The organism is Corynebacterium sp. NPDC104732, assembly GCF_055583565.1.
The window spans coordinates 155,016-178,883 of the sequence record NZ_JBVJNS010000003.1; the positions used below are offsets into that span (position 1 = coordinate 155,016).

The window sequence follows — 23,868 nt, forward strand, 5'->3', positions numbered from 1 at the left end:
GACCTTTTATCTGTGGTGGCTACCCCTTAGGGGCAGGGCCATGAGGAAGATAGTTGTCTTAAGTTCATTCAGTGTCATACTCGCCGCCTGTGGAATGCCAGAGCAGAGCCAGGCGGTCCCAACCCCGATGACGACTGCCAAAATACAGACCGTCGCCAGTGGCCCCGAATCTCCGCCACTGCCACCGATTCCGCTGCCGAACCCCATCGCTGTTGAACCTGGCGGCACGGAGCCAGGGTCCGACAAGCACCAAGCGCCGGAATACATGGTGGAACGTTGTCAATCCAAGCGCATCGCTGCCGAAACTGGTCGCTCCGAGCATGAAGCCCAGCTCAGCTACTGCGATGGCGCGTGGGCCAAATACGGAGCCCCAGCAACAGAGCAGGTGCTCTACGCCCAGTTCGTTGATGACCATTGGGTGGAACTCAAGCCCGACGGCCGCCAATTCCTCGGACTGCAGGGGCCTTGCTGGCTGCCAGAGACCATCGCTGAGCTGAGCCCGCCGGAGCCGATCAACCTCACCGAATGCGTCCCTGGTGGGTATGATCCAAGCGCGAAATAGCGCTGTCGGGAATGCCTACGACCTGCAGAAATCCCCAAGATCATAAAGATTAAAAAGATTGTAAGGGATTAAAAAGCGCAGTATGATCGTGGCATGAATCCTTTCCGCGCAACTCTCGGTTCTTCACCGCCGTATCTAGCTGGTCGGCGCGATGAGATTTTCGATTTTGCTGAGGCGCTAGACGATGGTCCTGGCTCTCATGAGCGTGTCTCGTTGATAACCGGATTACGTGGTGTGGGAAAAACGGTTTTGCTCAATGCGTTCGAGGATGAGGCAAAGTCTCGCTCATGGTGGGTCATTTCAGAAACTGCAACAGCGGGATTCACTGAGCGCATCATTGATGCACTTTTTAGAACTGCGAGCAATGTACTGCACACGCACAAGAAGCAGCTCACCGGAATTAGCCTTCCGGCAATTGGTGGGGTTCAGGTCACAGAGGCAGTTCTTCACCAGCCGAAAATGACCCTGCGCTCGGTGCTGACTGAGTTGCTGATGTGGCAGGAAGAAGTCGATAGTAAGTTAAACCAGCAGTCTGTCGGCATCCTTATCACCCTCGATGAGTTGCATTATCACCGGCGTGACGAAGTGATCGAGTTTGGTGCCACCATCCAGCATTTGGTTCGAGAAGATCGCAATATTGCCGTCGCATTGGCTGGCATTCCGCAATCGATTAAACCCTTGCTGGCCAGCCAGGAAGGCACCAACCCGGTCACATTTCTGCGTAGGGCCAACCGAATTGATCTTGGCATGATCGGTGATGATGAGGTGCGTAAAGCACTTGCGGAGCCTGTCATAGGGACCGACGTTACATGGGATAACGAAGCGCTTGATGAAGCTGTTGCATCCTGTGGTGGTTATCCTTTTATGATCCAACTCATTGGTCAGCAGTGTTTTAAACGTCGGGAAAATGGTGTCATCACTGTGAAAGCAGTGAACGAAGGCATGTCAGTGGCAAAGCGAAAGCTGGGGCAGCTTGTTCACGAACCCGCCCTGGCTGATCTGTCTGAAGTTGATAGGACATTCTTGGTTGCTATGGCGGTTGATGACGGCCCGTCTGCCATGTCGGACATCGCCCAGCGTTTGGAGGTTAATTCTCAATATGCCGGGACTTACCGGCGTCGCCTCATAGACGCGGAAATGATTGGCAGTGCTGGGTACGGTTTGGTTGACTTTGAGCTGCCTTACATGCGGGAATACCTACGTGAACATGCCGCCATTAAGCTGTTTCGTACCCAAGATCATAAAGATTAAAAAGATTGTAAGGGGTTAAAAAGCGCAGGTCCCTGCCAGGTGGCCCTGGCAGGGGGTTCGTTATTCCTTTTCCACTAGCGTTAGCACGTCGTAGGTGGCGACGATCTCGTCATTCTGGTTGTAGATGACGGTGTCCCAGGCGACCTCGCCGTATTCGTCAGTGACGCGCGGGGTGATGCGCTTGGCGGTGAGTTCGACGCGGATGGAGTCGTCGTAGGTCACCGGGGTGATAAAGCGGAGGTTTTCCAGGCCGTAATTCGCGAGCACTGGTCCCGGCTCCGGGGAAACGAACAGGCCTGCCGCCCAAGAAACCAGCAGATAACCGTGGGCTACGCGGCGTGGGAAGAACGGGTTGGCCATGGCGGCTTCCTCGTCCGTGTGGGCGTAGAAGGTATCGCCGGTCTTCTCTGCGAACTCGAGGATGTCCTCTAGGGTCACTTTGCGCAGCTCGGAGGCGTACTGGTCGCCGAGTTTCAGGGTGGCTAGTGACTTGCGGAATGGGTGTTTGCCACGTTGGACGTCGGCCCCGCGCTGCCATTCGCCCGTGACGGCGGTGAGGTGATTCGGGGTGCCCTGCAGGGCGGTGCGCTGCATGTAGTGCTTCACGCCGCGCACGCCACCGAGTTCTTCGCCGCCACCCGCACGACCGGGGCCACCGTGGATGAGCATCGGTAGGGGAGAGCCGTGGCCGGTGGTGGTCTTCGCGTCATCGCGGTCGAGGAAGTGGAGTCGACCGTGGTGGGCGGCCATTCCCGCAGCATAATCAGCTGCCTTCTCGCGGGTGCAGACCGTAGCCACCAGGGAACCCTTGCCACGCTGCGCGAGTGCGATGGCCTCGGCGTCGGTGCCATATCCGAGGATGGAGACGACCGGGCCGAACGCCTCGATGTCGTGGACCTCATCGGCGTCGTTGTCCCAGGTCAGGATGGTGGGTAGTACGTAGGCGCCGGCTTCCGGCAGCGTTCCGACGCGCGTCGCCACTCCGCCCGCAGCTTCCAGCTTTGCGACGGCCTGGTTCACATCCTCCTGTTGCTCAAAGGACGCCAATGGGCCCATTGTCTTACCCAGTTCAACCTTTTCGGACACTTTGGTTTCGAGGGCTTGCTTGACGGCGTCGATAAGCGGGCGTGGCACTATGGCGCGGCGGACGGCGGTGCACTTTTGGCCGGCCTTCGCGGTCATTTCGGTGAAAAGTACCCTGATGTAGGCGTCGAATTCGGGATCCTCGGTGGTGATGTCGGAGGCGAGGATCGCGGCGTTCAGAGAATCGGCTTCGGAGGTGAAGCGGACGCCACCTTCGATGACGTTCTTGTGGCCCTTGAGCTGCGCGGCGGTGGCGGCGGAGCCAGTGAAGGCGACGTGATCGCGGTAGTCGAGGTGGTCGAGGAGAGTGCGGGCAGAACCGGAAATCAGCTGGATGGAGCCCTCGGGGAGGATGTCGGAACCAACCATGAGCTCCACGCACTTCTTGGTGACGTAGCCGGTCGGGGTGGCGGGCTTCACCAGGGTGGGGACGCCCGCTATGAACGCAGGGGCGAACTTCTCCAGCATGCCCCAGACTGGGAAGTTGAACGCGTTGATCTGCACCGCGACGCCCGGGATGCGGGTGTAGATGTGCGTGCCGATGAAGGAGCCGTCTTTAGAAAGTGGCTCGGTGGGGCCGTCCACGATGACCTGGGAGTTGGGAAGTTCGCGGCGGCTCTTGGAGGAGAAGGTGAACAGGGTGCCGATGCCGCCGTCGATGTCGATGTAGTGGTCGCGCTGCGTTGCGCCGGTGGAATCGGAGATGCGGTAAAGCTCTTCCTTGTGTTCGCCGAGGAAGAGTGCGAGTTCCTTGAGTTTGAGGGCTCGCTCGTGGATGGTGAGCTCGCCGAGGCCCTCCTGGCCCGTGGTGCGGGCGTAGTCGATGGCGCCGGCGATGTCCAGGCCTTCGGTGCTGACCTGGGCGATTACTTCGCCGGTGCGGGCGTCCAGTACGTCGGTGACTTTGCTAGGGGATTTCGGGGTGGTCCACTGGCCGGAGAGGTAGCTAGGAACAAGCATTTTCCATCCTTTACTGAACGTTCGGTTGGGAATGTTCTAGAGTATAACGTAGATCACAAAGGCTTTGGGAGGTTTACATGGATCCAGTTAATATTTCGCTCGGTGAGCTGGACATTCGGATGGGCGTTGAAGTCGTTTCCGAGTCGGTCGATCGTGTCGAGGTGCGCATGCCGGTCGAGCGCAACCGTCAGTCCCTAGGAGCCTTGCATGGGGGAGCGATGGCCTGCCTCGGTGAGATGGCCGGCTCGTGGGCTGCGCTGAAATACGCCTCCACCCTTGGCAAAGCCTGCGTGGGCGTGGATATCAACGCTACCCACCACCGGGGCGCGCGCTCTGGCTATGTTCGCGCGGTCGCCACTCCCATCAAGCTCGGGCGCACGCTGACCTCGCACGAAGTGGTCATCACGGCCGAGGAAACGGGGGAGCGGCTCTGTACCGTGCGCATCACCAACGCCATCGTGGAACCGCTGGGTGATCTGTCAGCTGCGCTCGAGGCGGCGCGTGCTGATGCTATCGTGGATCGGGTGTAGGGGCTGTGGATAGCTTCACTCCCTAGATGCCCGATCGGGCAGTCTGTGGATAGCTCCCCTCCCTGTTTTTGAACTCTCGCTAGTGTTGTGGCGGACATTGGTGAAACGGGGGAAATATGCCATTGACCTGCCGTGTGCGAAACGCATACACTCACGGATTAAAGGGTTGTCATGCCCGGGGAACGGCAGCCGAAGATGGTCGAAAGTTCTGTGTCACCGCTCGTGACATGGCATTGGCCGAACACAGGGAGTTTCGAAATGGAAAACGATGACCATAAATATCACGAGCTTGCCGAGTTCTATGACAACACTGATCAGTCGGCGGCGATGAGTGGGGCATGTCTTGTGCGCCGGCCCGAAGGGTATCGACCTCCTAAGCCATCAGAAGCTATGACGTCATACTCAGTCCGGATGCCACTTTCCGTACTCAACGCAGTGAGCGATATGGCCGAGACGGAAGGCAAAACCACAGGAGCGAAGCTTCGCGAAATCGTCACGGAATACGTATCCAAGCGTGCTGACGGTGACGCCCACGTGCCGGTCAGTGCCCTATTGGATCTCATTGCCCGGGCGGAAAAGCCAGGTTAGACACTGCTTTTACGCATTCGTTCCTGCGTCTTCCGGGTAGAAGCGACCGGTGGAGCGCAAGCATCCAGGTGCATTGGCTGATCACTAAGAAATCTCCTCCACAGACTGCTCAATCCGTTGCAATCGATCCCGCAGGTCATACACCATGGCTGTATTTCCGTCGAAGACATCGAGCGGATCTCCGTAGTCGTTGTAGGGGGCCTCCCACAGATCGCCCATTGTCACGATGCCGTTTTGTACCAGGCCGCCGACAACTCGATTGAGGAACGCCAGCTGCGTGGCATTGAGTCGACTGCCTGAAATCCAGTCCGCAAAAATTTCTCGAGCTGCGGTTTCTTCGAGGCCCACCATCGTACGGACGAACCTCGGAAGCGACATCCCGAGCTCGGTGCGAAGACTAGGAACATCTGAAATGCCAGCCGATGCAACAAGTTGCTCCAATGAGACGATGTCTACTCCCGTGAGAGGCTTTGCTCGCCGAATCTTTTGCAGCACAAGAGCGTCGCCGTGCTTATCCAACACAGCCTGAATCTTCTGCTCAACGGTACTTTCGACGACTGTTCCGGCTGCCCCTTCGAGCGGTAGGGACATGAGGTTGAGTTCGCCGAGTTCGTCCTTGATGTCCATGACGACGGCGTTGCGCTGGCCTCTATCTACATTGTGGACGAGTGAGCGCATTCTCCGTCGGAGCACTTCCAGTTCCATTTCGGTGACACCGTCCCACCACTCATCGGATGCGGCTTGTTCAAGGAGCTTCGCTTGGGCGGCGATTGCCTTGACGTTGAGCTTCGTGAGCAGGTTGGTAGCGAGTCGTTGGACGCGTAAACGAAGGCCATCGGGCACGGGCTGTTCCTCGGCCACTGCCGTCTGGCAGCCAAGGACAACTAGGTCAAAGCGTTTGGCATGCTCATTTTCCGCGGCAGATGCGAACGGAAGATTGGCAAGGTGTTCTTCCATATCAGCGTAGTCCGCCGCACTGAGGCTTTCCCATGAAGCTGGCTCACGATAGCGGTCTAGAATGGGCCGGGCCTTGGGGCTGACCAGCGGGCTAGACTCTGGCACGCCTCCCAGCTGCTTCTGAAGGTGGGTTCTAATGGACGCCCGCAATTCGACATCCTTTGATTTGTCCAACAGCTCGAGGCGGCGGAGGAACAGTCGCTCGGACAGTGACCGTTGTTTAGAACCTTCGGTGGCAGGCTTGTCCGCACCAGCGAAGTGGCGCAGATTGTCGCAATAGTCAAAGACGAAGAACTCTTCTTTGTCTAGGCCTTCGCCGAAGAGGTCCTTTCGAGTGCGGGTGCCTCGTCCAATCATCTGCCAGAACTTGGTTTGGGAATGAACGGGCTTGAAGAAAACAAGGTTGACGATCTCTGGGACGTCAATTCCGGTGTCGAGCATGTCGACGCTGATGGCAACATCGATTCCACGAGGTGACGGGTCTTCAAACCGCTCAATGAGTTCGTCTGGATTGTCCACGCCGGAGGTAATCACTTCAGCGCTCACCTTCGGGTCGACCACCGAGAACCGCTTGTAGATCAAATCTGCGTGATATTGGTTGCGAGCAAAGATGATCGTTTTGCCGATGCGGTCTGCTCCATCAACTTTGATGCCGTGGGTAAGTACCTGCTTCAGGACCAGGTCGATGGTGCTCAGGTTGTAGAGCTTGGCGTTGATTTCAGACGCGTCGGCTCCCTCAGGGGACTCGAGTTTGTTTCCATCTTCGTCGGTACCCCATTCCGCGAGATCCCATTTGACCTTGTCTTCTTCTGACAAGTTTTCGTAACGGACGCCAGTCTGCAGGATGATTGATTCCGCCGCGTACGGACGGTAGTGAACTAGGTAGCCTTCGGACACTGCTTGTTCGAGTGAGTATTCCGTGGTCGGTTGGCCGTCCTGGAGGTCGAACATCGAGTATGTATTGTGGTCGATTTCGTCACGTGGCGTGGCAGTAAGGCCAATGAGGTAGGAGTCGAAATAATCGAAGATACGCCGGTAGCGTCGGTAGATACTGCGGTGAGCTTCGTCCACGATAACCAAGTCAAAAGCGTATGGGGTGAACTTCTCCCCAAGTTGCTTGATCATGGATTGGTAGGTGGACAGATAAACCGTGCCATCGGTTTTGGATTCCTTCAGTAGGTTTACGATTCCCGCATCCGGGTATAGGGCGGAGAAGTTTTTCGCAGCTTGGTTCACCAGTGCTTTGCGGTCGGCAAGGAACAGCACGTTCTTCACCCAGCCAGCATCCTTCAGCATTTTCACCAAAGCAATGGCAGTACGAGTCTTGCCAGTTCCGGTAGCCATGACTAGCAGGGCCTTACGGTACCCATCGCTCAGGTGCTCCGCGACGGCCCGGATCGCGATTGCTTGGTAGGGGCGTCCCGCAATTTCGGAATCGTGCGTCACTTTGGTCAGATCTTGGCGAAGCGTGCGGAACCTAATCAGTTGGTACAGCTCGCGTGCGGTCGCGTAGCCATCTACTTCGCGTGGTTTTGGTTCAACTCCACTAGGGAGTGCTACGTCATCCCACATTTCAACCAGGTAGCCCGTGGTGTAGTAAATGATTGGTCGCTGGCCGAATTGGGCTTCTAATTCGCGTGCGTACCGTGCCGCTTGCTGTCGACCCGCTGAGATGCTTACCGACGGCTTCTTCGCCTCAACTACGGCCAAGGCCTTGCCGTCTTCACCGTAGAGAACATAATCTGCGCGTCCCGAAGGCAACTGCACTTCCTCGCGTACATTCCCTTTTTCAACGGAGAAGCCGGCGGCAGCGAGCATTGGATTGATGATGTCGCGGCGGGTATCGGCCTCGCTGATGGCAAAGTTCGCAGTGGTGTCTACTGCTCCTGCCTCGGCCTGAGCTTCAACTAGCTCCGCGCGAGTCTTTTCTTCGAGTTCGGCGCGAAGACGTGCAATTTCGGCTGCTTGTTCGGCGGATTCCTTCCGGAAGCGTTCCTGCTGGCGCAGGTGTTCTTCGCGTTCAGCGCGCAGCCGTTCGCGTTCCTCCGAGAGCTGGAGGGCATGCTGTTGCTCACGCTGATCAAGTTCAAACTGTAGCTTTCGCAACTGAGCTGCGGTCTTTGCCTGCTGTTTTGGTGCGTCAAAGAGGATTTGCGGATCGAATGCCTCGTTAGGAATCGCCGCGCGGCCGCGGTCGGCCACGTTGGCGGCTGCCCACACCATGAGGTCATACAGGTGGGCGATGGCGTGGATAGCTACTTGTTGCTCGATATGCTTATCCTCGTGAGCCGCAACATTGCCGATCTTGCGCAGCGCATGAATCTTATTTTGGATGCTCGGTGGTACAACCTGGCGGAACTTAGGCGCTCTGGCAAGGTCCAGCATCGCTCCACCTGTCTCGAGTCCATAGAACGCACTGATGTGTTTGATCATTGCTTCTGTGACGAAACGTGCCTGAATTGCCGACGCACGTGGGTTGCTGACGGCCGCGGCTTCCGCCCCACGGCAATCACTCAGCAGGCGTGGGAAGACAGGTCCGACAAATGCAAAGTTGGAGCGTGAAGGAGTGGTCAATCAAAGTCCTCAGGTGGGGTGGCGCTTTTCGACGCCTAAAATGCCAGTTTCTTTACCTAATAGATTATCTGTTTTGCTACTCGTCAGATGCTTTACGAGGCTCGAGTCGCTTTCGATCCGCGAGAATCCGACGATCCATTTCTTTCAGTCGCTCCAGGAGTTCAATCTCCACAACCGAATCTTCCTTTTCTCGGCGTCGACTGTCGAAGATTTCATACCGCTCGATGGCCAACTTTTCGACTTCCTTCCTCGTGATACGGCCACGATCCTTGAGAGGTTCGTACTCGTTGAACTCGATGAAGGAATCGGTCTTTTCGATCCAATCCGCCATGTGGATGACCTTACGGCGACGGGCCTGTTGCTCGGCGTAATCGAGGTACTGAGACACCAAGAAGTTGAGCATCTCGAGCTCGTCTTTGGTCAGATAGTTCTTGGCGCTAGTGATATCTCTTTTACGGACGACGTTGCCCTTGAACGAAGTTAAGCCAAGGTTGTCGGCTTGTGGATCGCACCGAGTCGCAATGATTTCCGACGAGGTCAATCCAGTGATCGCGTAGTGCAATTTGTCTTGAATGCGCTGGAAAAAATGTCTTGTCGACGGCGCTTTCGCGTCGTAGTCATCAGCCAAACTAAAAATGTCGCGTAGCTTTGCGTAGAACCGGTATTCCGAAGATCGAATATCTCGGATCCGTGCGAGCAGCTCATCAAAGTAATCCTGTCCGCGAGGGTCTTTGAGCTTTTCGTCATTCATCACAAAGCCCTTGACCAAATACTCAGTGAGTATGCTAGAAGCCCAGGTGCGGAACTGGACGCCCCGCGGTCCGCGGACACGATAACCCACTGCCATGATGGCGTCGAGATTGTAATGGTTGAGGCTGCGGACGATGTCCCGGTCGCCTTCATTCTGAACTCTTTGAAATTCTTTAAGAGTTCGATCCCTGGTCAGCTCGTTTTCTGCGTAGATATTCTTGAGGTGAATGCTGACAGTTGCGCTAGTGACGCCGAAAAGTTCGGCGATCTCGGCTTGCGTCATCCACACGCTGCCATCGATCAAACGCAGGTGTACCTCGGTGAGGTCGTCGAGGGTGCGGTAGATGACAAACTCGCCGAGCTGATCGACGCCCTTCTCAATCGGCTGATCTGGTGTGGACATTTCTTACCTCCTGGCTGAAATCCTACAGTTGACCAGCGAAAGCGCGAGTGGAAAGGGATTGGTGGAGCTCTTCAAGTAGGCGGATCCGCGTTCGGATTTTGCCCCGCAACTCTTCAATTTTCAGCAGCTGGGACTCAAATCGTTCTTGGTCGATCGTTGGAAGGTCGGGAATGAGTAAGTCACGGGCTTGATTGATTGTCATTGTATTCAGTCCCGAAGTTGTTTTGACACAACGAATAAGTTGAAGTCGAACGGAAGGAGCAGACAAGAGTGCGTTCAGAACGATCGGCGAAGTGGCAATGGATCGGACACGGAATAGATGATTTTGGAATACAAATCGGTGATCTCCTGGAGAAATGATTGCGGCTCTGCCAACTTCCCGAGGGTTTGCATTTGCTTCGAGCATGAGTATGTCTCCGTCGGCGACCAAGCATCGATCAAACTCTCGTTCAGTAACACGAATGGTCTTCACTTCGCCGAGATCAATTGAATTTCGTTGAACGTTTGCGACTCTGAGATAGTTTGCCTCAATCGGGTTTTTCGCGCGTTTGGAACTCAGAGAGAGGCCACCTGAAACTGCAGCAATCTCCTCAAGTCGACAGGTAGACGCAGTAAGGTCATCGATCTCACGAATCAAACTGTTGCGAATCGCGTCAAGTTCCTCAAGTTGTTTTTGAGTCGCATTGAGTCTTTGATTCGTAACCTCAAGAATCTCCGCGATCCTGCGCTGCTCGGCAAGGGGTGGGAGGGGAATTTGCAGTTCGGATAGGCTGCTCGACCGCAAGTTGTTGATGTTTGCGCCTTTTCCAGTTGCGCGAATTTCAGCGAGAATACGATTAGAGCTAAGCAAATGGAATAGAAATGTCGGATCGACACGATTTGGGTTTGGGCGAATCACACGCAAGAATGCGCCGAAAGAAATATTTGCGCTTTCTTTTACGATTGCACTTTTTCCAAGTACATCTAGGCTCCCGCTGGAGGTAGCCATCAAGATGTCGTTGACCATTAGATATTGTGCCGGTTTGATTATGGCATTGGGCAGGTAAACCAACTCATCCATAACTATCTTCCCATTTTGGATATTGCCAGCGCGGAGTGTAGCAATGTCGGAAGCTTGTCTCTTCTCTGTAGATGCGTCAGATTTCTTAAACGTTAGGCCTGCGACGAATCTGCACACATCTTTCAACCGCACCATCGGCCACGCTACCTTTGAATCTTCAGTCATTCCCAGCACCTCCAATCAGCTTCTTAAGCTGCGCCATTCCAGTAGCTATCTGAGCGTCAAGGGCTTCGATCTCCGCAATGATTTCCATCGGCTCTCGAGTCTCCACGTCTTCGAACACGATTTCCTTGTAGCGGTTCATGGAAAGGTCGTAGTCGTTGTCGACGATCTCAGAAACCGGCACGCAGAAGCTTTGCTCAGTGCGGGCCCGATCCAATTCACTTGCATCACGCAGTGCGAAGCGTTTCACCACGTCAGGGAGGTTGTTCTTGTCGTGTTGCTCGGCGGTGAGATTGACGGTCTGTGGCTTGTCGAGTGGGTTATCTGGATCAGGTAGACGGTCGAGAGGCCTTGGGCCGAGCAGATGTTCGTCGAGAAGCGGGGAGCGCTTGTCGTCGAGGGAGCGGCCGTCGGCACGCACTTCGTAGAACCAGACGTGGTCTGTGTCAGGCGCGTCGGTGCGGGTGAAACAAAGGATCGCCGTGGAAACGCCAGTGTACGGCTTGAACGCTCCAGACGGGAGTTTAATGACAGCGTCGAGCTTTTGGTTCTCGATGAGTTCCTTGCGGATCGCTTTGTGAGCCTTGGTCGAACCGAATAGGACGCCTTCAGGGACGATAACGGCTGCGCGGCCGCCGATTTTGAGCAAGCTCAGGAAACGGTTGATGAACAGTAACTCAGTTTTTTTGGTGGTAGCCAGGCGATTGAGCTTCTTGTCCATGCCGGCGGCATCGATGGTGCCGGAAAATGGTGGGTTGGCAAGAACGATATCGAAAGCATCTTCGTCCTGTTGATCGATTGGGCCCAGCGAATCCTTGTACTTGATGTTCGGCTCTTGGAAGCCGTGCATGAACAGGTTCATTGCGGACAGCCGGACCATGGTGGCATCGTTGTCGTAGCCAGTAAGGCCATCTTTATGAAACTTCTCACGCGTGCTTGTCTTAAGCAGTGCTTCTTCGTAGTTGTGTTGCATCCACTCCCACGCGTTGACTAGGAATCCTGCGGTGCCACACGCTGGATCGATAATGCGCTCGTTGGGAGCCGGTCGCATGAGTTCGACCATAAGGTCGATAACATGCTGCGTGGTGCGAAACTGACCATTCGTGCCTGAACTGCTGAGCTTAGAGAGCATGTACTCGTAGAGATCACCGAGTAGGTCCTGCTTGGTCAGCGGTAGTTCATCGATCTGGCTGATAACCGTGCGTAGCGTATTGGGGTTATCGATGCCGAAATTGGCATTCTTCATGTGAGCAGCCATGCCAGAGCTGCCGAGATTTCGCATGTGAGGGAATGCGTGGTCGTCGACGAGTTCCTTCAGACGAGTCGGGCTAGTTTCAGCAACAAGGTTCTTCCAACGGAAATCTTGCTGATCTGATTGGAAAATATCGGCGCTAGCCGGGACCTCGTTGCCGAAAGCTCGTTGCGCATCAAGGTTGTCTTGCTGCTTGTCGAGCTGGCGGAGGAAGAGCAAGTAGGTGAACTGTTCGATGACGTTCATCGGGTTGGCGATACCTCCAGACCAGAAAACATCCCAAATCTTGTCGATGCGGCTCTTGAACTCAGAGTGATTCATGAATTTTCCTTGGTTTGTGCCCGGCCCTAACCGGGTCGGGAGTAAGACAATGTCTTGATGTTACTTCAAAAGCGTGGCTGCGATGAGAGTATCGTTGGCCTCAGCCGCGAGGTTGCCTAGCTTGTCTGCTAGTTGTTTACGCTCGTCGAGTTCTCGCAGGACAGAGTCTAATTCTGCCAATTGCTCGTCCGTAAGCAATGGGATCTTAATGTCTAGGAATCCACGCAAGACCGTTCCGGGAGTGAGCACACCTGGAGCCGCTGTGCGCCGTTCGCGCATCTTGTGGTCGATGCAGGCTTTTACGATTCGCGGAGAAAGCTTTGAATCAAGCACACGAATGACCTTGGCAAAGTTGGGTACAGCCCATTCCTCGGAAGTGCCGGGCACAAGAGCGGAATCTCTCATACCCAGTGCAACAATGTCGCCTGAACGTGCGCATTCCTCATCTGCCGGTACCTCGACAAGCTCTGGCTCTGGGAGATTGATTGATGCAATCTTGGGAACTTTCTTGGTCTCGCCATTTGCTTTGTCTTTTGGTCGCAAATCGAGGATCTTGATCAGCTTCCGTTCAATCGCTTCTCGGAGCGAAATGAGAATCGGATTTTCAAAGCTTCCATGCTCGAAGGTCAGTCGGATTGGTTGGTCCAGCTTCTTCGAAATGGCATTGATTTCCGACTCAAGTTCCTTCAGTCGGTTCGCAACTTCCTGCTCAGATAGAGCTTCAAACAGCCACTCAGATGGGAGCAAGGAGCCTTCGCTAGTCACAAATTCAGCGAGGGAAACCGAAACATGTGGCACGTCAATGTGCTCACCCTTACGGAGCGAGGTAATCCAACTGCCAATTTGTTCCAATCGGTTGTCTGCTTGGGATGCATCGATCAACGTTGTTGGGGTTTCACCTAAAGCGTTTGGAGAACGCAAAACCCACAAAAGTGTCGGGATCGAGGTATTGGTCAACAGTCGTGGCGGCAACTGGAAGATGAACTCCACGCATCCATGCGCCATCAAATTCGATCGGAATTTCCGAAGCGGCCCCTGGAAGGCGGGTGCCAAAGGTGTCAGAGCGTAGCCCCGGCCTTCGTCGGCAAGCGTATCGACAATTCTGGCAAGGAAAGCTGCATCCCCATTGGATGAAGAAGCGTTGGCGCCAACTTTTGTCCGTTCCATGGCTCGGCGCTGTTCCTTGTCGATGCGCATGCCAAATGGAAGTTCTGCGACGATGACATCAGGGCGATCGTCCCCGAATCCATCGGTGATCAGGAAATCTCCATTTTCCACCGACAGGCGGGGCTCACTGATGGACTTGCGGAGAGAGACGACTTCGGTGGCAAAGGGATAGATGTCTTGAGCTCGAAGCTCTTTGCCCCCAGCGAGACCGGTTTGAATGAGTGTCTCGCCAATGCCGCATGTCGGATCGAAAATGATGGAACTGTCCGTTACAGAAGTGCTCGCAGCAGAGGCAAGGATCGATGATGCCCGGGAGCTGCTTGTGCTGAACATTCCAAATGAACCGCGACCTTGATTGCCGAAACAATGCTCCAAAACAAGGGAAGCAAGGACCGACTTCTTTTCAGTAGAAAGCCCATCAAAGATTGCCACTAGCTCGGAACTTTCCGAACTTTCTCCAGCGAGATGTTGCAAGGCAAATTTTGCCAATTCGCCCGGGTTCAACCCTTCATTGGCCAAGGTATTGAGAATTGCTCTAAGGCGGAGTGAGGTCTTCTTGTCTTCGATTCCTGCTGGCAAGAGGTCATGTTCGGTCAGCCAAGTGAGGACTTCTTGGGCGTCGAAAAGCGGCCGGCGAGGAGTAGAGAGGGGGACAGGCTCGGGGAAGCTGTCTGCGTAGCGAGCGCGCCAGTTACTGACAGCAGCTCGGCTGACCTCTGCAAGGTCAGCAATATCCTTGAGCGCGAGAGTGCCCTGTGGGTTAGGCGAAAGCATAAGAATCCTTTGCGTTGTTGGAGTCGTATTCGAAAGTTGTCCATGTAGTTGCGGCCAACTTGAGTCGGTTGTTGAGAGCAGTCACTTCTGAGAACACGTGAACTTGGAAACCTCGGGCTACCAAAGCGTCGATCTGGTCGGTAAAGATTCCATCGCCAGATACCACCACGATGTCGTCGCCTTCAGCGAGGATGACGTTCGACATTGACTCGATGAGGGCCAAGTCGGCACCGTTTCCCCCCCCATCCCCGGAGGATGCGGAATGGATTCCAACTTTGGTGGAGGTTTGTAATAGTGGTGATGTCCGCGGCGATTGTGATCTGCGCCGTCTTGTCGAAGCCAAGCATGCTAGACAATTCGTCGTAGCAGCGGTTCGACTCGTCAATAGTGTGAACGGGGCCTCCATTGAAATTTTCGATGTCGATGAAGTAGTGGGTGCGTGACTTCCGATTGGCATTAATGCTATCAGGAGTTTGAGTGGTCGTGTATGTCATTTTCAATCCTTTATCTAGCTGCTCTCGACGGGGTTATTTTCCCTCGATGCCTTCATCGTAAGGCATACACGCACACAAGGCAAGTGAATGACATACACAGCTATCTATAAAGAGGTCGTAATTCACGTTTGTAGGTGGAAATTTTGATCAAATGTCCAGCTAGATGGTTGAAAATAGCGAAAGCTGGCGAGATGATCGTGGGTGAATAAAATTAATTAAGCGAGCTGTGTACGTCATTCGGAGCGTGAACGACGCAATATTCGAACGACCGTCCACGTTGGAATCTATACTTCTTTTGTAGAGAAGGGACTACTTAGAGGGGCAACAAAAGTCTCTCTAGTTCAAGCAGAAATGATGAAAAGATGACAGTTGTTGACAATGATGCACTGCAAAGGCCGGTTCATCCTGGTGAAGTTCTATTGGACGACTTCCTCCGGCCTAACCGAATGACTGCCAAGGATCTAGCAATTGAAATTGATATTGGACTTGGTGTGGTTCAGAAGATTATCCAGGGTAGGCAGTCAATAACCCCAGTTCTGGCTCGTTTGCTAGCGAATTGTTTTGGAACTTCTGAACAGCTTTGGATGAATCTGCAAGCTGAGTACGACCGCCGCATGGCACAAGACGGCGGTGCGTCGCCAAACCCCTAAATCTCCACCACCATCTTTCCGCGGTTTCCGCCGGTGAACAGCTCAAGGAATGCGTTCGGCATGTTCTCGATGCCGTGGCGGACTGTGGTGTCGGTGCGAATGGAGCCGTCGAGAAGCAAAGGCGCTACTTTTTCGCGGAATTCGCCGCCGAACTGGGCGTATTGCCCCACGACGAAGCCGCGCAGGGTGAGGCACTTGCCGATCGCTAGGCCCAGATTACGTGGCCCCGGCGTCGGCTCGGTGGCGTTGTACTGGGCGATGGCGCCGCACATCGCGACGCGGCCGAAGGTGTTCAGCGAGGCGATTGCGGCTTCAAGATGGTCGCCGCCCACATTGTCGAAGTACACATCGATGCCCTCCGGAGCCACCGCCTTCAGCTGCTCGGCCACCGCAGCATCCTTGTAATTGAATGCGGCATCAAAACCCAGGTCAAGCAGGTGCTGCACCTTCTCCGGCGACCCCGCCGAACCAATGACGCGGGACGCTCCGAACTGCTTGGCCAGCTGCCCGACCATCTGCCCCACGGCACCCGCAGCGCCGGACACAAACACCGCGTCGCCTTCCTTGAATTCCGCGACCTTCATCAGCCCGACGTACGCCGTGAGCCCCGGCATACCAAGAGCACCCAGGTAGGTTGCGGGCGCGATCGCACGCGTATCGACGACCGTTGCCTCCCCTTCATTCAGCACAGCGTGCGTCCGCCAGCCCAGGAGATGGGAGACCATCGTGCCGACCGGGAGTGCGTCGGAACGAGATTCGATCACCTCGCCGATGGCCCCGCCGGTCAGTGGCTCATCGATCTGGAACGGCGGAATGTAGGACTTCACATCATTCATGCGCCCGCGCATGTACGGATCCACCGAGGCCACGACGTTTTTCACCAGCACCTGGCCGTCCTGCAGGGCAGGCAACTCTGCGGTTTCCAAGCGGAAGTTCTCTGCAGTAGGCGTGCCGGTTGGGCGGAACGCGAGGACCCAGTGGGAAGCTTGTCGAATTTCCTTATCCATAGGTACAAAATACCGGGGATATATCCCAATTGAATAAGGAAATCCGGCCAGCTTAATAGGAATAGAACCCTTTCCCGGTCTTCCTACCGAGCTCGCCCCGAGCCACCATCTCGCGCATGAGTGCTGGTGGTTCGAATCGTTCGCCGAGGGTGGAGGCCAGATATTCGGAGATACCCATTCGCACGTCGAGCCCAACAATGTCCGTCAAAGCGAGCGGGCCAACCGGGAACTTGTATCCAAGGACCATGGCATTGTCGATATCCTCTGGGGACGCGACGCCTTCTTCGACCATGCGGATCGCTTCAAGGGCGATGACGACGCCGAGGCGGGAAGAGGCGAAGCCAGGGGAGTCCTTGACCACGATGGGGGTCTTGCCCAACGCTGCGACCCATTCCTTAGCCTGCTCAACCAGATCCGAAGAGGTCGTCTCGGCCACCACGATCTCTACGAGCTTCGAGGCTGGCACCGGGTTGAAGAAGTGCAGGCCGATGACCTGGGATGATGGCACCACCGAGGCGAGATCGGTCACCGAAAGAGACGAGGTATTGGACGCGATCACAGCCTCCGGTGCCGCCGTCGCGATGTCGGCGAAAGCCTTAGCCTTCAGGGAGAAGTCTTCCGGAATCGCTTCCACGACCAGCTCGCAACCGGCGAAGTCAGACACAGCGGTGGTGCAGGTCAAGCGGTCCAGGTAATCGGAGGCCGAACCGGAAGCGCCACGTTCGATGGATTTTTCCACGTCGCGCGTGATGCGCCCCAGCGGGCCCGCCGGATCAATATCGACCACGGTCACGGCAGCTCCGGTCATGAGGAATGCGTGCGCGATTCCGGCGCCCATGCGGCCGCCACCTAGTACTCCTACGCGTGAAAGTGTCATTTCTTCTTCCTATCTAGAAAAGCCTGCATGCGGTCGAATTTCGCTTCGGATTCGAAGCAGATTGCCTGGGCGATGTTGTCCACGTACGGGTGCGCGGCGGCGGGCATGGCGAACAGCTGCTTGGAGAGGCGCACAGCCAGCGGGTCTTCCTTGCCGACGCGGTCCGCCAACTCATGCGCCGCTGCCAGCACATCCTCATGCAATCCCGTCACATAACCGCAGGCCAGGGCCTCTTCCGCATTCAAGATGCGTCCCGCCAGCAGGATTTCCTTAGCGATCGGCTCGCCGACCACCTCCCGGAGTCGCCACAAGGCACCTGCGGCCGCGGTGATCCCGAGCCCGGTTTCCGGCTGGCCGACCTTGATGCGTGGGGTGCCGAGCCGGAAATCCGCTGCTAGCGCTAGTTCCGACCCGCCGCCGAGGGCGTAGCCGTCGATCGCTGCGATGACGGGCATCGGTAGGCGAGCGATGCGGGTAAAAAGGGTGGAGTTGACACCGCGGAGGGCGTCGTCACGCCTGCGTTCCCGCAGCTGGCCGATGTCCGCGCCGGAGGCAAAAATCCCTTCGGCGCCGGTGATGATGAGGATCTTTGGGTCGTTTTCCAGCGTTGCGCAGAGCTCGTGGAATTCGGCGATCATCTGCGCGTCGATGGCGTTGCGGACCTCGGGGCGCGACATCGTCGCAACGACGCGATCGTCCAAGTAGTCAATGGTCAGAGCAGACATTTATACCCTTTCGATAGCGATAGCAGTGCCCTGGCCGACGCCGACGCACATGGTGGCTACGCCGCGAGACGCACCGGTCTGCTCGAGGCGGTTCAGCAGAGTGACGGTGATGCGAGAACCGGAGGAACCGAGCGGGTGGCCAAGGGCGATGGCGCCGCCCCACGCGTTCACTTTCTCGGGATCAAGGTCCAGCTCACGGACGGTGGCAAGCGACTGGGTGGCGAAGGCTTCGTTGATCTCGAAGGCGTCGACATCCGAGGTGGACCAACCAGCGCGATCAAGCACTGAGCGGGTCGCTGGGATCGGGCCCAGGCCCATCACTGCAGGTTCCAGGCCCACGGCCGCATTTGCGATGACGCGGGCACGCGGCTTGAGACCGTACTTGGACAGGGCTGCTTCGGAGGCCACGATGATGGCGGACGCGCCGTCGTTAAGCGAGCTCGAATTGCCGGCGGTGACCACCTCGCCGCCCTTAACGACGGGCCGCAGGCGGGCCAACACCTCCGGGGTGGTGCCGGCGCGCGGCCCCTCGTCTTCGGACACGAGCGTGACGTTGCCCTTGCGGTCCTTCACCGGTACCGGGGTGATCTCGGCAGCCATAAAGCCACGCGAGGCCAACGCCCGTTCCTGGGACTGGACGGCAAAGGCGTCGGCGTCCTCGCGGGAGATGTTGCTGCGGCGTGCGACCTCTTCGGCGGTCTCCGGCATGGAGTAGGTCATCTTGTCCTGAGCTGCGAAAACCGGGTTGACGAAGCGCCAACCAATCGAGGTATCGAAGATTTCGCCGGGCTTGGCAAACGCGGTTGAGGGCTTTTCCATAACCCATGGCGCGCGGGACATGGACTCTACGCCACCTGCGACAACGATGTCGGCCTGGCCGGATTCCACCATGGCGGTGGCCAGGGCAATCGCGGACATGCCGGAGGCACAGAGGCGGTTGACGGTGATGCCCGGTACGGAATCAGGGAAACCGGCGAGCAGCCAGGCCATGCGGGCCACATTGCGGTTCTCTTCACCAGCGCCGTTGGCATTACCGAGGATCACTTCATCCACGGCCTCGGGCGGGATCCCAGAGTCCTCGACCACAGCCTTGACCACCAAAGCAGCCAGGTCATCGGGGCGGACGGAGGACAGCGCGCCACCATAGCGGCCCACCGGGGTGCGGGTTCCGGATACGAGATATGCAGTCACGTTACTTCCCCTTAAATTCTGGACGGCGCTTTTCCTGGAAGGCGGCGAAGCCCTCGAAATAGTCCTCTGAGCTGCACAGTTCGCCCTGGGCTACATTCTCGGCTTCCAGAGACTCCCAGAGTCCGATGCGCTCATCGCGGATCTGGTGTACCAGGGCACGGGACTTCATGAAGGCGAGCGTTGCCCCCTGGGCTGCCTTAACCGCCTTTGCACGGGTGAATTCCAACAGTTCAGCGGCAGGCACCGCGCGGGAGAACAAGCCAGCGTTCACAGCATCCGCGCCGGTCATCAGATCGCCGGTGACGATAAGGTCCATGGCGCGATGCTCGCCGAGCCGCTCGACAAACAGGGCGTGCCCACCGGAATCGAGGGTGGCACCCAGGTTGGCGAACGGGGAACCGATCTTGGCGTCCTCGGCCACGTACACAATGTCAGTGGCAATGGCCAGACCCAGGCCCACGCCCAGGCAGGCACCCTGCACAGCAGCGAAAGTCGGCGCTGGGAAGGAAGCCATCTCGCGCAGCACCGGGGTGACCTTGTGAGCTAAGTAGTCGTAGGCGTCGTCGTCCTTCGGGTTCACGCCAGCGATGTTGCGGCCTGCGCAGAATCCCCGGCCTTCGCCGCGCAGGACCAGAGCGCGGACCCCGGCAGCCGCAGCCTCGGTGTAGACCCCGGCCAGGTCAACTAAGTCCTGCTCAGCTAGGGCGTTCATCGCCTTCGGGTTGTTCAGGGTGACTTCGGCGACGTTGTCAGTGATATCCAGTTCGATCATCTAAAAAGCTCCTAGGAGTCAAAGTCAACGGTGAGACAGGAAGAAGTGGGGCGGGTTTGGCAGGTCAGCACGTAACCGCGCTCTACTTCATCCGGTTCGAGGGCGTAGTTTTCATCCATTTCGTATTCGCCCTCCACCACGCGGGCGCGGCAGGTGCCGCAGACCCCGCCGGCGCAGGCGAACGGGACGTCGGAACGCTTGCGCAATGCGGCGTTGAGCACGGTTTCGTGCGCGGAGACCGGGGATTCAACTTCGCCTGTGAGCCCATCGAGAGTGAACTTGATTTTGAAAATGTCTTCACCCTCCTTAATCTCCACCTCGCGCCCCTGTTGACCGGCTGGCGCATCGCCTGGTTTTCCGGTGGTGAACAGCTCAAAACGGACGCTGTCTTCCGGCACGCCGCGGGCAGATAGCGTGTCGCGGCACAGCTGAACCAGCTCAAAGGGACCACAGAGGAACCATTCGTCGGCGCCGGAATCAAGGACGTTATCCAGCAAGGATTCCAGGCGCTCGCTGTCGATACGGCCGGTGAACAGCGGGTTCACGCGGTTTTCTCGGGAGAGCACGTGGTGCACTGCGAAGCGGGACGGGTACTTATCCTTGAGGTCGCCGATCTCCTCCGCGAACATCACGTCTCCCGCGCCTTTGTTGGCGTAAACCAGCTCAAAGGTGTGGTCGTCGGCGGCCTCGAGGAAAGCGACCGCGATTGCCATGATGGGGGTGACGCCGGAGCCAGCTGCGACGGCTACCAGGTGTTTCTTTCCTTTGCCAGCAGCGGACGGGTCGTTGAGGAAGGTGACGTGGGTGCGTGAGGTGAATGCCCCTTGTGGGTTCATCACGTCGATGGTGTCGCCAACCTGCAACTCGGTGTTGGCCCAGGTAGAGAATACGCCACCGAGATTCCTCTTGATGCCCACCTTGATCACAGACGCGCCCGTCGGTAAGCGCTCGGGCACTGCACAGATGGAGTACGAGCGGCGCACTTCCTGGCCGTCGATGTCTTTGCGGAGCGCTACGTACTGGCCGGGGATGTAGTTGTAGTCGTCGGCGAGCTCAGCTGGGACCTCGAAGGATACCTCCACGGCGTGGTCGGTGAGGCGGCGAATCCCGGAGACCGGTAGCGGGTTGAATGACACCTTCTTGTTCATTAGTGCACCTTAAAGTAGTCGAATGGCTCGTGGCAGTCCCGGCAGCTGTAGAGCGCTTTGCAGGACGTGGAGCCGAAGTGGCTGAGTTTGTAGGTATTGCGCGACTTGCAGCGTGGGCAGGTCACCGGGGCGCTGAGGGTAAGGGGGATAGGGCCGCTACTGCGTGCTTCACGACGCGGTGGTGCGATGCCATATTCCTCTAGCTGTTGCTTGCCGGTTTCCGTCATCCAATCGGTCGTCCACGCGGGGTGGAGCACGAGATCAATGCTGGGGCGAGGAAACCCTGCTTGCTCCACTGCGGTTTTGACATCTGTGGAGATAGTTTCCATAGCGGGGCATCCGGAATAGGTTGGGGTGATTGTGATGACCGGTTGTTCCCCGTCAAACCGCACCCCACGCAAAATCCCAAGGTCAGCGATCGAAATAACCGGGATTTCCGGGTCGGGTACTGTGGCGGCAGCATCCCACAGCTGCGCTTCACGTTCCGTGGTGGGCCTGAGCTCGTGCATGATGACCTCGCTACCAGGTGGCGCCTGGGTGCTGGCGGGCGAGCACCTGCATTTCGGCGAGAATATAGCCGCGTTCTTCGGAGAACATTCCCGTGCGGTGCCCGGAGCGGGCCTGCTTGGCCTGCGGGAGTTCCAGGCCTGCCTTGTCGATGATCCACGCGATCCGTTCGTCAAACTCGGCCTTCAGGGTGGATGGCTTCACCGCGATGCCCTCGAGTTCTGAGTGGATCGGCTGGTCTTCAAAAAGTTCCGCCAGGTAGGGCCACATGTGGTCCAGACCTTTTTGCATGCGAGTGTGGGATTCCTCAGTACCTAGCCCCAGCCGCAGCAACCATTGGGAGGCGTGGTCCACGTGGTACTCAATTTCCTTGATGGCCTTCGCCGCGATCGCCTTGAGGGTGTCATCCTGGGATTCCAGCAGAGCGGTGTACAGCCCGTGGGCGTAGTAGGAAAACAGCAGCTGGCGGGCGATAGTGTGCGCAAAGTCGCCATTTTCCTGCTCTACCAAGCGGCAGGAACGGAACTCTTCCTCGTTACGGAAGTAGGCGAGGTCGTCTTCGGTCTTGCCCCAGGCGGTGCCAGCGTAGGACAGGAGGAAGCGGGCGTGCCCCAGCAGGTCGAGGGCAATGTTTGCTAGGGCGATATCTTCTTCCATTTCTGGGGCGCGGGAGACCCACCAGCCGAGGCGCTGGGCCAGGATGAGGGCGTCGTCACCCAAGGTGAGTGCGTACTCGGCGACCTTCTCGGGGGCGGTCACACCAGAGTTTTGAATGTCCTCCGCGGTGATGGCGTCGCCCATGGACTGGCGGGTGGCGGAGTCGGTCGTCGTGATGCTCACAGGTGCTTCACCCCTTCAGACTTGGTGTAGTAGGTGGCGTGGCGAAAACTTTTGCCTTGCGCGGACTCGAAAAATCCGCCCTTGGAATCCGGGTCAGAAGCGGTGATAGCCTCGGCAGGAACAACCCACACGGAGGTGCCTTCATTACGACGGGTGTACAGGTCACGCGCGTTGCGCAGCGCCATCGTGGCATCGGGGGCGTGCAACGACCCAGCGTGGACGTGAGAAAGACCGCGGTTGGTGCGGACGAAAACTTCCCACAGTGGCCAGTTGTTAGACATGTGCTTTTCCTTTACGCAATCAGAGAGGTGTCGTTGGACTCGTACTTTTCGGCGTAGGCGGCTGCGGCTTCCCGCACCCAAGCGCCCTGCTCAAAGGCTTCTCGACGCCGCTGCATCCGCTGCTCATTGCACGGGCCGTCGCCCTTGATGACGCCGAAAAACTCGTCCCAGTCCAGCGCGCCGAAGTCGTAGTGACCGCGTTCTTCGTTCCACTTCAAGTCGGGATCTTCGAAGTGCAGACCCAAGGCCTCGGCCTGTGGCACGATCATGTCCACGAAGCGTTGTCGCAGTTCATCATTGGAAAAACGCTTGATGTTCCACGCCATGGACTGCTTGGAGTTCGGCGAATCGTCATCCGGTGGGCCGAACATCTGTAGGGCCGGGCCATAGAATCGGTTGATCGCCTCCTGTGCCATCTGCTTCTGCTCCGGGGTGCCGTGGGCGAGCTCGTACAGGATCTCCCAGCCTTGGCGCTGGTGGAAGGATTCCTCCTTGCACACGCGCACCATGGCACGGCCATAAGGTCCGTAGGAGCAGCGACACAGCGGGACCTGATTGCAGATCGCTGCGCCGTCGACAAGCCAGCCGATGGCGCCGACATCTGCCCAGGTGCGCGCCGGGTAGTTGAAGATCGAGGAGTACTTGGCTTTGCCTTCGAGCAGTTGATCCACGAGGGTGTCGCGGTCGGTGCCGAGTGTCTCCGCAGCAGAGTACAGGTAAAGACCATGGCCGGCTTCATCCTGGACCTTTGCCATGAGGATCGCCTTGCGCTTGAGGCTTGGGGCGCGGGTGATCCAGTTGGCTTCTGGCTGCATACCGATGATTTCGGAGTGGGCGTGTTGGCTGATCTGGCGGGTCAGCGTTTTTCGGTAGCCCTCCGGCATCCAGTCGGTGGGTTCGATCCGGGAATCTTCTGCGATGAGGTTATCGAAGTGTTCTTCAGGGGTCATGGCATCTCCTCAGTTAATTACTGATCGTTCGG

22 protein-coding genes are annotated in these 23,868 nt (G+C 57.1%); 5 read left to right on the forward strand and 17 right to left on the reverse strand.

All coding sequences use genetic code 11. The features are described from left to right. Positions 1-94 precede the first annotated feature (94 nt). Together ACZ6ZO_RS03795 and ACZ6ZO_RS03800 are read left to right on the forward strand one after the other, a co-directional pair. Positions 95-562 carry a hypothetical protein gene (locus ACZ6ZO_RS03795; RefSeq protein ID WP_465290666.1) on the forward strand — a complete coding sequence of 156 codons (468 nt, stop codon included), beginning with the start codon at positions 95-97 and terminating at the stop codon, positions 560-562. Positions 563-655: 93 nt separating this feature from the next. Beyond that, a complete protein-coding gene (locus ACZ6ZO_RS03800) occupies positions 656-1,813 on the forward strand; it encodes an AAA family ATPase (protein WP_465290668.1) in 1,158 nt (385 codons plus the stop codon). A gap of 60 nt (positions 1,814-1,873) precedes the next feature. On the opposite strand, the gene paaZ is transcribed toward ACZ6ZO_RS03800, so the two are convergent. Further along, positions 1,874-3,856 carry a phenylacetic acid degradation bifunctional protein PaaZ gene (paaZ, locus tag ACZ6ZO_RS03805; protein WP_465290670.1) on the reverse strand — a complete coding sequence of 661 codons (1,983 nt, stop codon included), beginning with the start codon at positions 3,854-3,856 and terminating at the stop codon, positions 1,874-1,876. Between the two features lie 77 nt (positions 3,857-3,933). Between paaZ and ACZ6ZO_RS03810 the strand changes: the two genes are divergently transcribed. Together ACZ6ZO_RS03810 and ACZ6ZO_RS03815 are read left to right on the forward strand one after the other, a co-directional pair. After that, on the forward strand, positions 3,934-4,386 hold the full coding sequence (locus tag ACZ6ZO_RS03810) for a PaaI family thioesterase (RefSeq protein WP_182385021.1): 453 nt from the start codon (positions 3,934-3,936) through the stop codon (positions 4,384-4,386). 258 nt (positions 4,387-4,644) lie between these two features. Continuing rightward, positions 4,645-4,974: a hypothetical protein gene (locus ACZ6ZO_RS03815; protein WP_208768429.1), complete on the forward strand. Its 330-nt coding sequence runs from the start codon at positions 4,645-4,647 to the stop codon at positions 4,972-4,974. 84 nt (positions 4,975-5,058) lie between these two features. On the opposite strand, the gene ACZ6ZO_RS03820 is transcribed toward ACZ6ZO_RS03815, so the two are convergent. The 6 genes from ACZ6ZO_RS03820 to ACZ6ZO_RS03845 all read right to left on the reverse strand — a co-directional run bounded on the left by ACZ6ZO_RS03820 (position 5,059) and on the right by ACZ6ZO_RS03845 (position 14,851). Continuing rightward, entirely contained in the window at positions 5,059-8,505 is a 3,447-nt protein-coding gene (locus ACZ6ZO_RS03820) for a DEAD/DEAH box helicase family protein (RefSeq protein WP_465290673.1), read from the reverse strand. A 76-nt stretch (positions 8,506-8,581) separates the two neighbouring features. Then, positions 8,582-9,658, reverse strand: coding sequence for a RhuM family protein (gene rhuM / locus ACZ6ZO_RS03825; RefSeq protein WP_465290675.1), 1,077 nt, complete (start codon positions 9,656-9,658; stop codon positions 8,582-8,584). Between the two features lie 22 nt (positions 9,659-9,680). Beyond that, the gene (locus ACZ6ZO_RS03830; protein ID WP_465290677.1) at positions 9,681-10,883 is read right to left on the reverse strand and encodes a restriction endonuclease subunit S; all 1,203 of its coding nucleotides are present in this window, start codon (positions 10,881-10,883) and stop codon (positions 9,681-9,683) included. Continuing rightward, the gene (locus ACZ6ZO_RS03835) at positions 10,876-12,453 is read right to left on the reverse strand and encodes a type I restriction-modification system subunit M (RefSeq protein WP_465290679.1); all 1,578 of its coding nucleotides are present in this window, start codon (positions 12,451-12,453) and stop codon (positions 10,876-10,878) included. Before ACZ6ZO_RS03835 ends, ACZ6ZO_RS03830 begins: the two co-directional genes overlap by 8 nt. A gap of 60 nt (positions 12,454-12,513) precedes the next feature. Then, positions 12,514-14,394 (reverse strand): HsdM family class I SAM-dependent methyltransferase, encoded by a 1,881-nt coding sequence (locus tag ACZ6ZO_RS03840; RefSeq protein WP_465290681.1) that lies wholly within the window; start codon positions 14,392-14,394, stop codon positions 12,514-12,516. Next, positions 14,381-14,851 (reverse strand): NYN domain-containing protein, encoded by a 471-nt coding sequence (locus ACZ6ZO_RS03845; RefSeq protein WP_465290683.1) that lies wholly within the window; start codon positions 14,849-14,851, stop codon positions 14,381-14,383. The genes ACZ6ZO_RS03840 and ACZ6ZO_RS03845 overlap by 14 nt, the downstream gene beginning before the upstream one ends. 399 nt (positions 14,852-15,250) lie before the next feature. Between ACZ6ZO_RS03845 and ACZ6ZO_RS03850 the strand changes: the two genes are divergently transcribed. Then, a complete protein-coding gene (locus ACZ6ZO_RS03850) occupies positions 15,251-15,538 on the forward strand; it encodes a HigA family addiction module antitoxin (protein WP_182385012.1) in 288 nt (95 codons plus the stop codon). Here ACZ6ZO_RS03850 and ACZ6ZO_RS03855 read toward each other — a convergent pair. From ACZ6ZO_RS03855 to paaA, 10 genes are read right to left on the reverse strand one after another with little or no spacing between them, the layout of a single operon-like run. Then, positions 15,535-16,545 (reverse strand): NADP-dependent oxidoreductase, encoded by a 1,011-nt coding sequence (locus ACZ6ZO_RS03855; protein ID WP_465290686.1) that lies wholly within the window; start codon positions 16,543-16,545, stop codon positions 15,535-15,537. The genes ACZ6ZO_RS03850 and ACZ6ZO_RS03855 overlap by 4 nt on opposite strands. 52 nt (positions 16,546-16,597) lie before the next feature. Then, positions 16,598-17,422 carry a 3-hydroxyacyl-CoA dehydrogenase family protein gene (locus tag ACZ6ZO_RS03860; RefSeq protein WP_465290688.1) on the reverse strand — a complete coding sequence of 275 codons (825 nt, stop codon included), beginning with the start codon at positions 17,420-17,422 and terminating at the stop codon, positions 16,598-16,600. Further along, positions 17,419-18,147: an enoyl-CoA hydratase/isomerase family protein gene (locus ACZ6ZO_RS03865; RefSeq protein ID WP_208768437.1), complete on the reverse strand. Its 729-nt coding sequence runs from the start codon at positions 18,145-18,147 to the stop codon at positions 17,419-17,421. Before ACZ6ZO_RS03865 ends, ACZ6ZO_RS03860 begins: the two co-directional genes overlap by 4 nt. Then, positions 18,148-19,338: a thiolase family protein gene (locus ACZ6ZO_RS03870; protein WP_465290690.1), complete on the reverse strand. Its 1,191-nt coding sequence runs from the start codon at positions 19,336-19,338 to the stop codon at positions 18,148-18,150. It abuts the gene before it with no gap. 1 nt (position 19,339) lies between these two features. Beyond that, positions 19,340-20,110 (reverse strand): enoyl-CoA hydratase/isomerase family protein, encoded by a 771-nt coding sequence (locus tag ACZ6ZO_RS03875; RefSeq protein ID WP_465290692.1) that lies wholly within the window; start codon positions 20,108-20,110, stop codon positions 19,340-19,342. Between the two features lie 11 nt (positions 20,111-20,121). Then, the gene (paaE, locus tag ACZ6ZO_RS03880; protein WP_465290694.1) at positions 20,122-21,258 is read right to left on the reverse strand and encodes a 1,2-phenylacetyl-CoA epoxidase subunit PaaE; all 1,137 of its coding nucleotides are present in this window, start codon (positions 21,256-21,258) and stop codon (positions 20,122-20,124) included. Beyond that, positions 21,258-21,767, reverse strand: coding sequence for a 1,2-phenylacetyl-CoA epoxidase subunit PaaD (paaD, locus tag ACZ6ZO_RS03885; protein ID WP_182385005.1), 510 nt, complete (start codon positions 21,765-21,767; stop codon positions 21,258-21,260). The genes paaE and paaD overlap by 1 nt, the downstream gene beginning before the upstream one ends. A 10-nt stretch (positions 21,768-21,777) precedes the next feature. Then, positions 21,778-22,605, reverse strand: a complete 828-nt coding sequence (gene paaC, locus ACZ6ZO_RS03890) for a 1,2-phenylacetyl-CoA epoxidase subunit PaaC (protein ID WP_465290697.1) — start codon at positions 22,603-22,605, stop codon at positions 21,778-21,780. Further along, positions 22,602-22,886, reverse strand: coding sequence for a 1,2-phenylacetyl-CoA epoxidase subunit PaaB (gene paaB, locus ACZ6ZO_RS03895; RefSeq protein ID WP_047241130.1), 285 nt, complete (start codon positions 22,884-22,886; stop codon positions 22,602-22,604). The genes paaC and paaB overlap by 4 nt, the downstream gene beginning before the upstream one ends. Positions 22,887-22,897: 11 nt before the next feature. Then, positions 22,898-23,836, reverse strand: coding sequence for a 1,2-phenylacetyl-CoA epoxidase subunit PaaA (gene paaA, locus ACZ6ZO_RS03900; protein WP_182385003.1), 939 nt, complete (start codon positions 23,834-23,836; stop codon positions 22,898-22,900). Between the last annotated feature and the right edge of the window lie 32 nt (positions 23,837-23,868).

Bases quoted from the DNA above. Each gene is read 5' to 3' on its own strand.
- ACZ6ZO_RS03835 (WP_465290679.1), bottom strand. From the start codon at position 12,453: ATGAATCACTCTGAGTTCAAGAGCCGCATCGACAAGATTTGGGATGTT.
- ACZ6ZO_RS03810 (WP_182385021.1), top strand. From the start codon at position 3,934: ATGGATCCAGTTAATATTTCGCTCGGTGAGCTGGACATTCGGATGGGC.
- ACZ6ZO_RS03850 (WP_182385012.1), top strand. From the start codon at position 15,251: ATGACAGTTGTTGACAATGATGCACTGCAAAGGCCGGTTCATCCTGGT.
- ACZ6ZO_RS03845 (WP_465290683.1), bottom strand. From the start codon at position 14,851: ATGCCAATCGGAAGTCACGCACCCACTACTTCATCGACATCGAAAATT.
- paaD (WP_182385005.1), bottom strand. From the start codon at position 21,767: ATGCACGAGCTCAGGCCCACCACGGAACGTGAAGCGCAGCTGTGGGAT.
- ACZ6ZO_RS03840 (WP_465290681.1), bottom strand. From the start codon at position 14,394: ATGCTTTCGCCTAACCCACAGGGCACTCTCGCGCTCAAGGATATTGCT.
- paaE (WP_465290694.1), bottom strand. From the start codon at position 21,258: ATGAACAAGAAGGTGTCATTCAACCCGCTACCGGTCTCCGGGATTCGC.
- ACZ6ZO_RS03860 (WP_465290688.1), bottom strand. From the start codon at position 17,422: ATGACACTTTCACGCGTAGGAGTACTAGGTGGCGGCCGCATGGGCGCC.
- ACZ6ZO_RS03815 (WP_208768429.1), top strand. From the start codon at position 4,645: ATGGAAAACGATGACCATAAATATCACGAGCTTGCCGAGTTCTATGAC.
- ACZ6ZO_RS03865 (WP_208768437.1), bottom strand. From the start codon at position 18,147: ATGTCTGCTCTGACCATTGACTACTTGGACGATCGCGTCGTTGCGACG.
- paaZ (WP_465290670.1), bottom strand. From the start codon at position 3,856: ATGCTTGTTCCTAGCTACCTCTCCGGCCAGTGGACCACCCCGAAATCC.
- ACZ6ZO_RS03855 (WP_465290686.1), bottom strand. From the start codon at position 16,545: ATGGATAAGGAAATTCGACAAGCTTCCCACTGGGTCCTCGCGTTCCGC.
- ACZ6ZO_RS03875 (WP_465290692.1), bottom strand. From the start codon at position 20,110: ATGATCGAACTGGATATCACTGACAACGTCGCCGAAGTCACCCTGAAC.
- rhuM (WP_465290675.1), bottom strand. From the start codon at position 9,658: ATGTCCACACCAGATCAGCCGATTGAGAAGGGCGTCGATCAGCTCGGC.
- ACZ6ZO_RS03800 (WP_465290668.1), top strand. From the start codon at position 656: ATGAATCCTTTCCGCGCAACTCTCGGTTCTTCACCGCCGTATCTAGCT.
- paaA (WP_182385003.1), bottom strand. From the start codon at position 23,836: ATGACCCCTGAAGAACACTTCGATAACCTCATCGCAGAAGATTCCCGG.
- ACZ6ZO_RS03795 (WP_465290666.1), top strand. From the start codon at position 95: ATGCCAGAGCAGAGCCAGGCGGTCCCAACCCCGATGACGACTGCCAAA.
- paaB (WP_047241130.1), bottom strand. From the start codon at position 22,886: ATGTCTAACAACTGGCCACTGTGGGAAGTTTTCGTCCGCACCAACCGC.
- ACZ6ZO_RS03830 (WP_465290677.1), bottom strand. From the start codon at position 10,883: ATGACTGAAGATTCAAAGGTAGCGTGGCCGATGGTGCGGTTGAAAGAT.